General features: G+C 59.2%; 12 protein-coding genes. All 12 read left to right on the forward strand.

Going from position 1 to position 12,644, the window contains the following annotated elements:
• Nucleotides 1–21: 21 nt before the first annotated feature.
• Nucleotides 22–1,353, forward strand: coding sequence for an electron transfer flavoprotein subunit alpha (locus JZM60_RS09070; protein ID WP_207161951.1), 1,332 nt, complete (start codon nt 22–24; stop codon nt 1,351–1,353).
• An 84-nt stretch (nt 1,354–1,437) separates the two neighbouring features.
• On the forward strand, nt 1,438–3,417 hold the full coding sequence (locus JZM60_RS09075; protein WP_207161953.1) for a (Fe-S)-binding protein: 1,980 nt from the start codon (nt 1,438–1,440) through the stop codon (nt 3,415–3,417).
• A gap of 174 nt (nt 3,418–3,591) precedes the next feature.
• Nucleotides 3,592–4,224: a hypothetical protein gene (locus tag JZM60_RS09080; RefSeq protein WP_207161955.1), complete on the forward strand. Its 633-nt coding sequence runs from the start codon at nt 3,592–3,594 to the stop codon at nt 4,222–4,224.
• A gap of 92 nt (nt 4,225–4,316) precedes the next feature.
• Nucleotides 4,317–4,649, forward strand: coding sequence for a cupin domain-containing protein (locus JZM60_RS09085; RefSeq protein ID WP_207161957.1), 333 nt, complete (start codon nt 4,317–4,319; stop codon nt 4,647–4,649).
• Nucleotides 4,650–4,791: 142 nt separating this feature from the next.
• Nucleotides 4,792–5,478: a type 1 glutamine amidotransferase gene (locus JZM60_RS09090; protein ID WP_207161959.1), complete on the forward strand. Its 687-nt coding sequence runs from the start codon at nt 4,792–4,794 to the stop codon at nt 5,476–5,478.
• Nucleotides 5,479–5,776: 298 nt separating this feature from the next.
• Nucleotides 5,777–6,928, forward strand: coding sequence for a homocitrate synthase (gene nifV, locus JZM60_RS09095; RefSeq protein WP_207161960.1), 1,152 nt, complete (start codon nt 5,777–5,779; stop codon nt 6,926–6,928).
• A gap of 377 nt (nt 6,929–7,305) precedes the next feature.
• Entirely contained in the window at nt 7,306–8,058 is a 753-nt protein-coding gene (locus tag JZM60_RS09100; protein WP_207161962.1) for a hypothetical protein, read from the forward strand.
• Between the two features lie 20 nt (nt 8,059–8,078).
• Entirely contained in the window at nt 8,079–8,417 is a 339-nt protein-coding gene (locus tag JZM60_RS09105) for a P-II family nitrogen regulator (protein WP_207161964.1), read from the forward strand.
• Between the two features lie 31 nt (nt 8,418–8,448).
• On the forward strand, nt 8,449–9,912 hold the full coding sequence (locus JZM60_RS09110) for an ammonium transporter (RefSeq protein ID WP_241426198.1): 1,464 nt from the start codon (nt 8,449–8,451) through the stop codon (nt 9,910–9,912).
• A gap of 238 nt (nt 9,913–10,150) precedes the next feature.
• The gene (locus JZM60_RS09115; RefSeq protein WP_207161966.1) at nt 10,151–10,897 is read left to right on the forward strand and encodes a sensor histidine kinase; all 747 of its coding nucleotides are present in this window, start codon (nt 10,151–10,153) and stop codon (nt 10,895–10,897) included.
• Between the two features lie 202 nt (nt 10,898–11,099).
• Entirely contained in the window at nt 11,100–11,897 is a 798-nt protein-coding gene (locus tag JZM60_RS09120; RefSeq protein ID WP_207161967.1) for an inositol monophosphatase family protein, read from the forward strand.
• Nucleotides 11,888–12,580 carry a PilZ domain-containing protein gene (locus JZM60_RS09125; protein ID WP_207161970.1) on the forward strand — a complete coding sequence of 231 codons (693 nt, stop codon included), beginning with the start codon at nt 11,888–11,890 and terminating at the stop codon, nt 12,578–12,580. The genes JZM60_RS09120 and JZM60_RS09125 overlap by 10 nt, the downstream gene beginning before the upstream one ends.
• The last annotated feature ends 64 nt before the right edge of the window (nt 12,581–12,644 follow it).

Consider the following 12,644-nt stretch of genomic DNA (forward strand, 5'->3'; position numbering starts at 1 on the left):
AATGATGTAGGGGACACTGAAATGACCGAACCTAAGAAACTGAAAAAACCCCGGGGCAAGGCCAGGCTCATCGAGGGGAAATGCATTGCCTGCGGAGCCCGCTGCCAGAGCGCCTGCCCCGTGGATGCCATAGAGATGAGCGATGCGGGTGAGCCGATCGTTCTGAGCGACAAGTGCATCGGCTGTGTCAAATGCGTCAAGGTCTGTCCGGCCGAGGCAATAGAGATGTTCTTCACTCCCGAGGAGTTGAAAATCCTCGAGGAGCTGGCCGAGCAGCAGGCTGCCGGCGCGGCCCCTGTTGTTGATGAGGAGGACGCCGAAGAAGCCGCACTGGCAAAGATGCTTGCCGCCTACCGCGGCGTCTGGGTCTTTGTGGAGCAGACCGAAGGAGAGCCGGCCACTGTATCATGGGAGCTCATGGGGGTCGGTGCCCAGCTGGCCAAAGAAATCAACACCGAACTCTGTGCCATCGTCATCGGCCACGGGGTTGAGCACCTTTGCCGGGAGGCCTTCAGCTACGGCGCCACCAAGGCATACCTCATGGATCAGGAGGTTTTCCGGTTCTATCGTACCGAACCCTACCTTGATGCCTGCTGTCACCTGATCGACAAATACAAGCCCGAGATTATCCTCATGGGCGCCACCGGCATGGGCCGCGACCTTGCCGGCGCCGTTGCCACGCGGGTCAAAACCGGCCTCACCGCCGACTGCACCGGCCTCGACGTGGACGACAAGCGCAACCTCCGCCAGACCCGCCCTGCCTTCGGCGGCAATATCATGGCTACCATCATGTGCGACAAGTTCCGCCCCCAGATGGCCACGGTGCGCCCCCATGTGATGCCGATGTCCGAGAAGAAGGACGGCGCTGCCGGCGAGATCGTCCGGGAGCAGATAGCGCTCAATGAGGCCGACATCCTCACCAAGGTCATTGAAATCATCCGGGACACCAAGGTGGGCATCGACATCGCCGGGGCCGAGTTCATCGTCTCGGGCGGGCGGGGGATGATGGGCCCTGAAAACTTTGCCATGCTCCAGGAGCTGGCCGACGAGCTCGGAGGGGTGGTCGGCGCGTCGCGCAGCGCCGTGGATGCCGGCTGGATGCCCCACGACCGCCAGGTGGGGCAGACCGGCAAGACCGTCCGTCCCAAGATCTACATCGCCTGCGGCATCTCCGGCGCCATCCAGCACCTTGTCGGCATGCAGGATTCCGACGTGGTTATCGCCATAAACCGCGACAAGGATGCTCCTATCTTCGAAGTGGCCACCTACGGCATAGTGGGCGACCTCTTCCAGATCGTGCCGGCCATTACCAACCGGCTGCGGGAACTGAAAGCATCGCGAAATAAAGGTTGATAGAGCAGGGTGCCGGAAATTCACGCCACCCTCTTTCACCGTAATTCCTAAATAAGCCCTTAGCTTGGCACCGAAAGGTTTGCTATGACTATTTTTACTCTCCTGTTTCTCATTGCCATCGGCGTTTTTATCTGGCAGTGCGGCAAAAAACTGAGCCTCATCCGTCTTGCCAAACCCGAGGACCGCTTCGATAACCTGCCGTTGCGGCTGTGGGACATGCTCCTCTACGCCTTCGGCCAGAAGCGGGTGGTGGCCCGCCCCTTCGGGATCAACCATTTCGTCATTTTCTGGTCCTTCGTGGTGCTTCTCATCGCCAATGGCTCCTTTATCCTGGAAGGGCTCATCCCCGGCTTCCGTCTGGGAGAGGTTCTCCCCCCGGCCCTTTATCATCCGCTGGTTTTCGCCTTCGATATCGTGTCGCTGCTTGCCCTGGGCGCCATTATCCTCTCCTTTGCCCGGCGGATAATCTTCAAGCCGGACTACCTGGACAGCGCCTATGTGCATGCCAGAAGCTTTGAAGCGTTTCTGATCCTTTCGTTCATCGGTCTGCTCATGGTCGCCTACTTCGGTCTGAACGGAGTCAAGATTGCCCTGGGCCTTGAGCCGTCCGCCTTCATGCCGGTGTCTTCAGTTGCCGCCGGTATCCTCGCGGCGACCGGCGACAGCCTGCCGGCATGGGGCGCCTTCTTCTGGTGGCTCCATGCCTTGGTGCTTCTGGCCTTCATATGCTTCCTCCCCATGAGCAAGCATATGCACATCCTCACCGCAATCCCCAACTGCTTTTTCCAGAACCTGGGAAGCACCAGCACCCAGCGCCGGGAGGAATTTGCCCCCGGCAACCGTTATGGCGCCGAGCAGGTAACGGACTTTACCTGGAAGGATCTGTTCGACTCCTTCTCCTGTACCGAGTGCGGCCGGTGCCAGGATGCCTGCCCGGCCAACGCCACCGGCAAGTCCCTTAACCCACGGCAGATGGTGCACAGCCTGAAAACCAACCTCCTTGCCAATGCGGCGGCCCTGAAGGCGGGGGAGCCTCCGCGGGTTCCCCTCATCGGGGCAGAGGGGGAAGGGACCAATACCGAAGAGACCATCTGGGCCTGCACTACCTGCGGTGCCTGCCTTCAGGCCTGCCCGGTAATGATCGAGCATCCCTCCAAGCTGGTTGCCATGCGCCGTTATCTGGTGGAGATGAAGGCTCAATTCCCCGAAGAACTGCTGAATCTTTTCGAAAATATGGAGCAGCGCTCCAACCCGTGGGGGATTGCCCCCAGCGAGCGGGCAAAATGGACATCCCTGATGGAAGTGAAGCCCTTCGAGGCGGGCAAGACCGAATATCTCCTCTATGTGGGATGTGCCGGCAGCTTTGACTCGCGGGTCAAGCAGGTTACCTTGAACCTGGCGGCGATTCTCGATGCGGCCGGGGTTTCCTGGGGCATCCTCGGCAAGGATGAGAAATGCTGCGGCGACAGCCTGCGGCGGCTCGGCAACGAGTACATCTTCGACCGGATGGCGAAGGAGAATGTTGCCATGTTCCAGGAGCGGGGGGTGGCCAAGGTCATTACCATGTGCCCCCACTGCTTCACTACCCTGAAAAACGACTATCGCCAGTTCGGCATCGAGCTGGAGGTGATTCACCACGCCGAGCTGATTCAGCAACTCCTGGCCTCTGGACGCCTGAAAATGAACCAGCAGGTGAGCAGCCTCGGCAAGGTCATCTTCCACGATTCCTGTTACCTGGGGCGCCACAATGACGTGTACGAGGCTCCCCGGCAGGTAGTTGCCACGGCTACCGGCACGGCTCCCGTTGAGTTCGACCGTGCCGGGGAAGAATCGTTCTGCTGCGGCGCCGGTGGAGGCCGGATGTGGATGGAAGAGCAGAGCGGCACCCGGATAAACCTGAACCGGGTTACCGAGGCCCTCGCGAAGAATCCAGACACCATCTGCGTTGCCTGCCCCTACTGCATGACCATGTTCGAGGACGGGTTGAAGGACAAGCAGGCCGCCCAGACCAAAGTCCGGGACATCGCAGAGGTTGTGGCAGAAGGGATTCTGCCGGTGCGTTAGCCCCGGGCCAGCGGGATAGGAAAAAAGGGAGCTTCCTCTTGGGGGCTCCCTTTTTTATTATCTCGCTTTGGCCGGAAGGCTTGACAGGTATAGGCACTGAAAGGGTTTCGGAGTATACTTCCGGGGAAACGGACGTCAGCCGGCAAGACGGCACGGGAAAGGGACATAACGCCTATGATGCAGGACAAGGACGAACGGAAAAGGTCCCATCTCAGACTGGTTGTGAACAATCCGGAATCCAGGGGTGGCCGTCCCGCCACGGGAGACCCGGCGAGCATCCCCTTCGAGGAGCTGGTTTCAAGACGGGATGAGTTGAGCGCCGATTTCTACCGGGGAATCGGCGAGTGGCACGTCAAATCCTATAAGGTGATTGAGCGTCACCTGGCCCGCCGGGGATGGCGTTACGGGCTCGATCCGCAGCACGGACGGCTCATGGTGCTTCCCGCCGCGGATGTTTGCCCCGAGGTGCTGGCCCATGGCGGCACTCCCCAGGACGAACTGCTCCTGTTCGTGGCCGACGACCCCACGGGGCACGGACTCTGTCTTTCCCTGGAGATGATTCTTCCCTTCTGGAGCGATGACGATACCGTCATGGAGGAAGCGCTCATTTATGCGCCCATCTATCCCTACGGCGCCCTTTTCCTGGAGGAGAACAATAACGATAACTATCTCGACCTCGTCTACCGGCTGTCATTTCCCCTCTATCCACCGGCCCTCACGGAGCGGCTTCTGGAGAAGCTCTTCGCCGTCGCCCGGTACGAGTTGCGGGAGACCCTCCTGGGGCTGGACGAATTCCCCGAGGCGTAAGAGCTCTTTTTTGACAGAGATCAAGCCCATCGGCATTCCTGTGGTGTAAAGTTATACCAGATGGAAGCCAATACACCCTCGAGGAGGAAACCATGAGCGGCACGACTGAGTCCCTTGTGGGACGCGCCATTGATCTGAAGGAACTCATCGCATACCAGGACGGCTCCGTTGTGAGCAAGACCCTCAACGACAAGAAAGTGGGCACAATCACCCTATTCGCCTTCGACGAGGGGCAGGGGCTGAGCGAGCATACGGCCCCCTACGATGCTTTCGTGGAAATCGTTGACGGCGAGGCTGACATCACCATTGCCGGTACCGGCCACCGGGTGAAGGAGGGGCAGTTCATCATCATGCCGGCCAATCAGCCCCACGCCCTTAGGGCAGTGACTCCGTTCAAGATGCTCCTGGTGATGATCCGGGCATAATTACCATTCTCCCGGTTTCCGATGAAAAGGACTCGCATTGACGCGGGTCCTTTTGTCTTTGGGCCTGTTCCATGCAGCGGGAATGGCAGGCGGGGGCGTGAGCCCCTTTTCTGCCCAAACCCCATGCAAATGGAGGAGTGCCATGCTTCTTATAGTGCAGAACGATCCCCAGGTTCCGGTCGGGGCCTATGGCGACCACCTGGAGGAATTGGGAGTTTCCTTCCTTATTGTTCGTCCCTTCATGGGAGAGGAGCTTCCGCCGGCGGAAGCGGTAACAGCTGTCCTGGTGCTCGGCGGAGCCATGGGTATCCACGACGAGGCACTGCACCCCTTTCTCGTTGCCGTCAAGTCGTTCATCCGCGGGGCATTAGCCGCCGGGGTCCCCTATCTCGGCATTTGCCTGGGGGGGCAGCTTCTGGCCGATGTCCTCGGGGGGGTGGTGACTTCGGGGAGCAGCGGCGAGAAGGGGACGCTCTCAGTGACGCTTACCCCCGCCGGGTGCGATGATCCCCTCTTTGCCGGCATTCCCGCTTCGTTCATCACGTTCCAGTGGCATAACGATACCTTTGCCATCCCCGCCGGAGGTACCCTCCTCGCTTCGTCCTCCGCCTGTAAGAATCAGGCGTTTCGCGTGGGAGAACGGGCCTGGGGGCTTCAGTTCCATCCGGAGGTTACCGCGGAAATCATCGCCGCGTGGGCACAATGGAACGAGGAGACGGCCCCCCGGGGAGAACGCTTCGTGGCGGAGTTCACTGCTTCGGAGCCTTCGTCCCGCGAAACTTCCAGAAGGCTTCTCCTCAATTTCCTTCGTGCTGCCTCCCTTGTCTGAATTTTTCCTGAGTCTGCCATAAAAAAAGGCAGAACCATTCCGGTAAAGGCCGGTATAACCCATTCAGCCGCAAAGGACTCAAGAAAATGGAACCGGATATTTTATCTGTAAAAAAGAGGAAAGCGGCCGTGGTTAGGGCCTGGAGCCATCGGTGACAACGTATTCCGTGCCTTGAATTTCTTGGGTGCCGAGCGTGGCATGGCTTGTGCTTTTCATTTGATAACAATCTCAATTAAATCGGCAATGGAGCCCCGGAACATCAGTTTCGGGGCTCTTTTTTTACGGAAAGGAGCCTGCCATGGAAAGCGCGAACCAAAGTAAGGTCATCATCGACGATACCACTCTGCGTGACGGCGAGCAGACCGCCGGAGTCGTGTTCAGCAAAAGAGAAAAGCTGGCCATTGCCCGGTTGCTGGACGGAATCGGGGTGCAGGAACTGGAATGCGGCATTCCGGCCATGGGAGAAGAGGAGCGGGACATGGTCCGCTCTCTGGTGGACCTGGGGCTGAATGCCCGACTCATCACCTGGAACCGGGCCGTGATCCCCGATATCGAAGCGTCCCTTGCCTGCGGCGTGGGCGCGGTGGATATCTCCCTCTCGGTCTCGGACCAGATGATCGCCCACAAGTTGCACACGAGCCGGGTCGGGGTCGTTGAACAGCTCAAGCGGGCGCTGGGCTTTGCCAAGGAGCATAGCCTCTACGTCTCCGTGGGGGGGGAGGACGCGAGCCGGGCCGACCTGTCGTTCCTGGCCGAACTTATGGAAATTACCCGCGCCCTCGGCGGAGACCGCTTCCGCTTCTGCGATACCCTCGGCATTCTTGATCCGTTCACCATGTATGAGAAGGTGAAAGCCCTCCGCACCGCCGTCCCTGAACTCGATATCGAAGTTCACACCCATAATGACCTGGGGATGGCAACCGCCAATGCCATTGCCGGCATCAAGGCCGGTGCCCGTTTTGTGAACACTACCGTGAACGGCCTCGGCGAGCGGGCCGGCAATGCGGCCCTGGAAGAAGTTGTGATGGCGCTCAAGCTTGCCTGCGGCATCGATCCGGCGATTGATACCCACCGTTTCCACGAGATATCCCGCTTTGTGGGGAGGGCCTCCCAAAGACCGGTCCCCCCCTGGAAGGCGGTGGTGGGGGAGCGGGTTTTCTCCCACGAGTCGGGGCTCCACGCCGATGGCGTCATCAAGGATTCCCGCAACTATGAGGGGTTCGATCCGTCCGAGGTGGGGCTTCGCCGCCACATCGTGGTGGGAAAGCATTCGGGGACGAGCGGTCTCGTGGAGCGCTACCGGGAGTTGGGGATAGAGCTGTCGCGGGATGAGGCGACATCCCTCATGGGGGCGGTGCGGACCATGGCGCAGCGGGTGAAGCGCTCTCTTTCCGACGGAGAGCTCCGGAGTCTCCATGATTCGATGCAACTCACCCTTAGGGCTGCGTGATGACAACATGCCGTTCCTGTGGCTGAGGGTGCTTATAAAATGTGCAAAAAGAGGGGGCGCGAGCGATCTGCCCCCTCTTTTTTATCGGGATTATCGTCCGTTATTTACTAACTTACCGTAATCACAAGGGTGAAATTCCGGCGAACAAGGTGGCATGGCTTATGCTAACTATTCGTCAGAAGCCGGAGGCACAAAGATTGTGCCGTCCAGCCGGAGAACGGCTTGAAAAGCAATTTGATTGGCAAGGCAAGGGCGCCTTCCGCTACTGAGCGGAGGCGCCCTTTTTCTTTTACTTTGATGAAAGGAGGCGTGTGCTGAACCCCGTGAAACAGTGCAGTGCGAATGCAATCAAATAAAACTTACAAAGGAGTATGGACATGAACAAGACACTGAAGACTTTTTCCCTGGCACTGACTCTGGTGGCCGCCACTTGCGGCGCCGCACTGGCAACTCCTTCCACCCAGATATGGATACCCTCCACCGATGTTCAGGCGTTCGGCACGGTGCACCTCGGTATCGACAACTATATCCGCGTCGCCGACAACGCCGATGGCGAGAAAGCTCCCAACACCTACGACGCCGGCATCACGGTGGGGGTCCTTCCCTTTGAAAAGCTGCAACTGGAGGTGGGAGCCGATTACATGGTAACCGGTACCGAGCCGGGCGACAGCTATCCCGTCTTCTTCAACGCCAAACTCGGCACCCCCGAAGGCTCCCTCTTCGGCGGTTCGCCCGCCATGGCCGTCGGTATTTACAATGCGGGTACCAAGACGGATGTGAGCGACCAGAACATCACTTACGCCCTTCTGGCCAAGACCTTCCCCGTTGTGGGCCGCCTGTCTGCCGGCTACTTTGTGGGTAACAGCGCCGTGATGAACGATTCCGACGGCGACAACGCCAACGATGGCGTGCTCCTTTCCTGGGACCGTCCTCTGACCGAGATTTCCGACAAGCTCTGGGCCGCCGTCGACTACCAGGGTGGGAACAGCAGCATGGGCGCCCTGAGCTTTGGTGTCTCCTGGGCCTTCTCCAAGAACGTGTCGCTCATCGTAGGCTACGACATCTATAACGAGTCGGCTACCGGCGGCAAAAACACCATTACCACCCAGCTCGACATCAATCTCCCCTAGCGCGGAACTGGAGGCACGCCATGAAGCTCATAGAAGCGATCATAAAACCGTTCAAGCTCGATGAAGTGAAGGACGCCCTCGCCGAGATCGGCGTGGAAGGGATTACGGTAAGCGAAGTAAAGGGTTTCGGTCGCCAGAAGGGACATACCGAGCTCTACCGGGGTGCCGAGTATGTGGTTGATTTTATCCCCAAGGTGAAGCTTGAGGTGGCCGTGGCCGACGAGATGGTGGCCCGGGTGGTGGAGACCATAGAAAGTGCTGCCAAGACCGGCCGCATCGGTGACGGCAAGATATTCATCCTTCCCCTCGATGAGGCGGTCAGGATCAGGACCGGCGAAAAGGGTGCCGACGCCATTTAGAAAACGATCAATGAATCACTGGAGGTATACCATGAAGTGGAAACTGCCTTTTATAACTGTTGCCCTGGCAGCGGCCGTCGCTCTGGTCCCGGTGCTCACCCTCGCCGAGGAAGCCCCGGGAAGCACCGCGCCGGTTCAGGCTGCCGCGACGTCGGCCAAGGTGGCAGAGCCTGCGGCCGCACCCGCACCCGCCGCTGAAACGCCGGAGGCTCCGAAAGTTGCCGAACCGGTGCTCAATACCGGCAATACCGCCTGGATGCTCGTCAGCGCGGCTCTCGTTCTTCTCATGCTCCCCGGCCTGGCACTCTTTTACGGCGGCATGGTCCGGAGTAAAAACGTTCTCTCCACATTCATGCATTCCTTTGTGGCCATGGGAATCGTCGGCGTGCAGTGGGCCGTGATCGGCTACTCCCTCGCCTTCGGTCCGGACATGGGTGGAATGGGCCTTGTGGGGGATTTCAGCCGGGCTCTTCTGGACGGGATGATCAGCTTCAAGGACGGGGCGCCGGTCTACACCCTCTGGCAGAACGTGACCAGCGAGCCCAATGCCATCCCCGAGTACGTTTTCGCCATGTTCCAGGGAATGTTCGCCATGATTACGGTGGCGCTCATTTCCGGCGCCATGGCCGAGCGGGTCAAGTTTTCCGCCTACTGCGTCTTCGTCCTTCTCTGGACCACCCTGGTCTATGATCCCCTGGCTCACTGGGTCTGGATGGCGGACGGATGGCTCTTCAAGAAAGGGGCACTCGACTTCGCCGGCGGCACCGTCGTCCATCTCTCTTCCGGTATTTCGGCCCTGGCGTTTCTCATCTTCCTCGGCAAGCGCCACGGTTTCCCCAATGAGCGGATGGCGCCCCACAATCTTCCCCTCACCATGCTCGGCGTGGGGCTCCTCTGGCTGGGATGGTTCGGGTTCAATGCGGGTTCAGCAGTGGTGGGCGTGAATAACGTGGACGCCGCAGGCGGACTGGCGGGCCTTGCCTTCGCCACCACCACCATAGCTCCGGCGGCTGGTGGCCTTGCCTGGATGCTCGCCGAGTGGATACATACCGGCAAGCCGTCGGCCCTCGGATTCGGCTCGGGCATAGTGGCGGGGCTTGTGGGGATCACCCCCGCGGCAGGTTTCGTCCAGCCGGGCGCTGCCATCATCATCGGCCTGTGCGTTGGCGTTATCTGCTACCTTGCCATCCTCTTGAAAGCAAAGCTCAAGTACGACGACTCCCTCGATGCCTTCGGCGTCCATGGCGTTGGCGGCACCTTCGGGGCCCTCGTCACCGGCGTGTTCGCCACTGTAGGGGCTACCGGGCTTCTTTCGGGCAATGTCTCCCAGTTCATCACCCAGGTTATCGGGGTTGTGTCGGCAGGTTCCTACGCATTCATAGTCACCCTGGTCATAGCATTCGTCCTGGACAAGACCATCGGACTCCGCGTGGAGAAGGAAGACGAAATCATGGGCCTCGACCAGACCCAGCATTCCGAATCCGCTTACAACTGATCTTTTTGGCAGGATCAGGTGCATCAACAAGAGGCCGCTCCCTCGGGGGCGGCCTTCTTTGTGCCTTAATTATGAGCGGTTTGTTGCCTAATTGGTAAGCATGTTGGCTGGCGTTCGGTTAGGCGGTTTTGCAACTGTGCGATAAAGCGCAAGTTATTTCTGGCATGCCTCGTGCCTACAATAAATTGAGCGGTTCTCCGTTTGATACTCAACAAATCGGTCCCGACCAGAGGTCCCCATGGCGGATGCACTGGCAAAATATCTCTCCGAGAACGGCAACGTTGAAGGAGAGCTCCTGGAACTGCTGGCCTTCAATGAGAAGATGGCCGAGCTGGGGAGGATGGCGGCCGGAGTCGTTCATGAGCTGAACACTCCCCTGTCGGTCATAGTCTCCGCTACTCAGATGATTCTCCGGGAGGAGGATTTGTCCGAGTCCGTCCGCGAGATGGTTGAACGGGTCAACGAAGAAGCCCATCGTCTTGCGGAGATGACCAAAGGGGTTCTCTCCTTTGCCCGCAGGGATTGGGCGGGGCGGGCCGAAGCGGATGTGAACCAGGTTGCCGGCGAAGTCATGACATTTCTCCGCTTCGAAGCCAGAAAACGCGCCATCCTCGTCATTGAGGACCTCGACTTCCGCCTCCCATTCATTGCCGCCGACGCCAACCGCGTGAAGCAGGTAATCATCAACCTGGTGATGAACGCTCTCCAGGCCATGGGAGAGGATGGGACCCTCTTGCTCCGCACGGCCCAGGAGACTGAATCGACCGTTACCGTGCAGGTTTCCGATACCGGTCCAGGCATCCCGCCCGCCGTCCAGGAGCAGATTTTCACCCCATTTTTTACCACCAAGGATTTGGGCGACGGTACCGGACTAGGTCTCTTCATAACCCGCAGGCTCATGGAGGAAATCGGCGGCACCATCGCCGTAACAAGCGTAGTCGGCGAAGGGACTACTTTTACCCTGACCTTTCCGGTTACAGAATAGTAATCATTTCACAGCGTAGCCGCCATCATCCGGCTACCTCCTTTGCCCGCCAGTTTCTGGCGGGCTTTTTTTGTCGCTCTAAGCCTGCCTGATTTGCTATAAACGTAAAAATGAAAAGTTTTTTCCGGGGGCCGTCCTTCCGTTGAGGGTGAAAAGGACGCCGGCAAGCCCTCGAAAGAGAGATGAAAACATGGGGGGAACCATGATAAAGGCATTTCTGGACACGGCAATCAAGGCAGCGCGAAGTGCCGGCGCCATACAGCGGGAGCGGCTCTGGGGCGAGCATCACATTCGCTTCAAGGGGGAAGTTGATCTCGTAACCGAGGTGGACCGGGCATGCGAGGATCTCATTGTCGCTTCAATTCGCGCGGCTCATCCCGGCCACGGTATTCTGGCAGAGGAGGGGACGCGGGATGTGGGTACCTCGCGCCACCGCTGGATTGTGGATCCCCTTGACGGCACCACCAACTATGCTCACGGTTTCCCGTGGTTCTGCGTTTCCATCGCTTTGGAAATCGACGGCGATGTAATGCTCGGCGTCATCTATCAGCCGGTTATGGACGAACTCTTTACCGCCGTGAAGGGCGAGGGGGCGTCTGTGAACGGCAGGCCGCTCAGGGTTTCTGACCGCCAGCCCCTTAAGCAGTGCCTTCTCGCGACCGGCTTTCCCTATGACCGGACCGCTGAAAACGAGAACAACTTCGCCAATTTCTTCAACTTCCAGTTTGCCGCCAGGGCCATTCGCCGAGCGGGATCAGCCGCCCTCGATCTTGCCTATGTGGCCGCCGGCCGCCTTGACGGCTACTGGGAGATCAAGCTGAATCCGTGGGACGTGGCTGCCGGCCAGCTTCTGGTTACCGAGGCGGGGGGACGGGTCACGAACCATGCCGGTGAACCTTATGCCATAGACGATCACCGGATATTGGCTTCCAACGGCTTCATTCACTACGAGATGCTTGCGGTTCTCGAACAGCAGGAAAGGGCGGAAGCATGCGTCTGATTTTCGTTGTGGAGGAGCGCTTCGCCCTTGAGCCATACATTGCAGCTATCCGTGGGGCCGTGGACCAACTCATCGTGGTGTCGTCCATAAAGGAGCTCTTTGCCACGATGGAGCGCGAGGCGTGCAGCGGCATTTTCCTGGACGTCCCTTCTCTGGTGCGGGCCACCAAGGACGATAAGGCGGCTCTGTACGATCTGATTCACATATTCCCCACGCTTCGCGTCAAGTGGGACCACCGCAATTCCACGGTTCGTGCGCTCTTTTACGATTCCGTTCCCGGGCCGGACGCCGGGGTTGAGACCTTTGTACGCGAGCAGTGTGCCGGTTTCCTCCCCCGGCCGACCCGACAGAGCGAGCGGGCAGCTCTTCAGCTGAACATTCTGGTTTCTCCCGACCCGTCTTTTCCCGAAGGGGCTGCAATAAAAACAGCAACCCTGAATCTTACGGCAAACGGGTGCTTCATTATCGGAACCGGGGAGTGGACAAGGGGACGCCGGCTCTGGGTGAAGATGCCGAACCTGTCGGACCCTGCACCGATCGGGGTTGATGTCCGATGGCGCAAGGAGTGGAACGATGTGCCGGGGGTGCCCGGTGCCGGGGTCGAGTTTGTGGAAATGAGTGATGGCCAGCGGGCCGAGCTCGAAGTTTTTTGCGTAAGCGGCCGGGTTGGCAGCCCGATCTAGCCGTGCCGCTGGAGTGATGCGGCTTTTCTGCCGATAGAAACGGAAGAGTGTAAATCTCGGGTGT

This window comes from Geobacter benzoatilyticus (genome assembly GCF_017338855.1).
GTDB lineage: Bacteria > Desulfobacterota > Desulfuromonadia > Geobacterales > Geobacteraceae > Geobacter > Geobacter benzoatilyticus.

What these genes read in the sequence shown, in the direction of transcription:
- JZM60_RS09070 (WP_207161951.1), top strand. Translation starts at nt 22, where the DNA reads ATGACCGAACCTAAGAAACTGAAAAAACCCCGGGGCAAGGCCAGGCTC.
- JZM60_RS09075 (WP_207161953.1), top strand. Translation starts at nt 1,438, where the DNA reads ATGACTATTTTTACTCTCCTGTTTCTCATTGCCATCGGCGTTTTTATC.
- JZM60_RS09080 (WP_207161955.1), top strand. Translation starts at nt 3,592, where the DNA reads ATGATGCAGGACAAGGACGAACGGAAAAGGTCCCATCTCAGACTGGTT.
- JZM60_RS09085 (WP_207161957.1), top strand. Translation starts at nt 4,317, where the DNA reads ATGAGCGGCACGACTGAGTCCCTTGTGGGACGCGCCATTGATCTGAAG.
- JZM60_RS09090 (WP_207161959.1), top strand. Translation starts at nt 4,792, where the DNA reads ATGCTTCTTATAGTGCAGAACGATCCCCAGGTTCCGGTCGGGGCCTAT.
- nifV (WP_207161960.1), top strand. Translation starts at nt 5,777, where the DNA reads ATGGAAAGCGCGAACCAAAGTAAGGTCATCATCGACGATACCACTCTG.
- JZM60_RS09100 (WP_207161962.1), top strand. Translation starts at nt 7,306, where the DNA reads ATGAACAAGACACTGAAGACTTTTTCCCTGGCACTGACTCTGGTGGCC.
- JZM60_RS09105 (WP_207161964.1), top strand. Translation starts at nt 8,079, where the DNA reads ATGAAGCTCATAGAAGCGATCATAAAACCGTTCAAGCTCGATGAAGTG.
- JZM60_RS09110 (WP_241426198.1), top strand. Translation starts at nt 8,449, where the DNA reads ATGAAGTGGAAACTGCCTTTTATAACTGTTGCCCTGGCAGCGGCCGTC.
- JZM60_RS09115 (WP_207161966.1), top strand. Translation starts at nt 10,151, where the DNA reads ATGGCGGATGCACTGGCAAAATATCTCTCCGAGAACGGCAACGTTGAA.
- JZM60_RS09120 (WP_207161967.1), top strand. Translation starts at nt 11,100, where the DNA reads ATGATAAAGGCATTTCTGGACACGGCAATCAAGGCAGCGCGAAGTGCC.
- JZM60_RS09125 (WP_207161970.1), top strand. Translation starts at nt 11,888, where the DNA reads ATGCGTCTGATTTTCGTTGTGGAGGAGCGCTTCGCCCTTGAGCCATAC.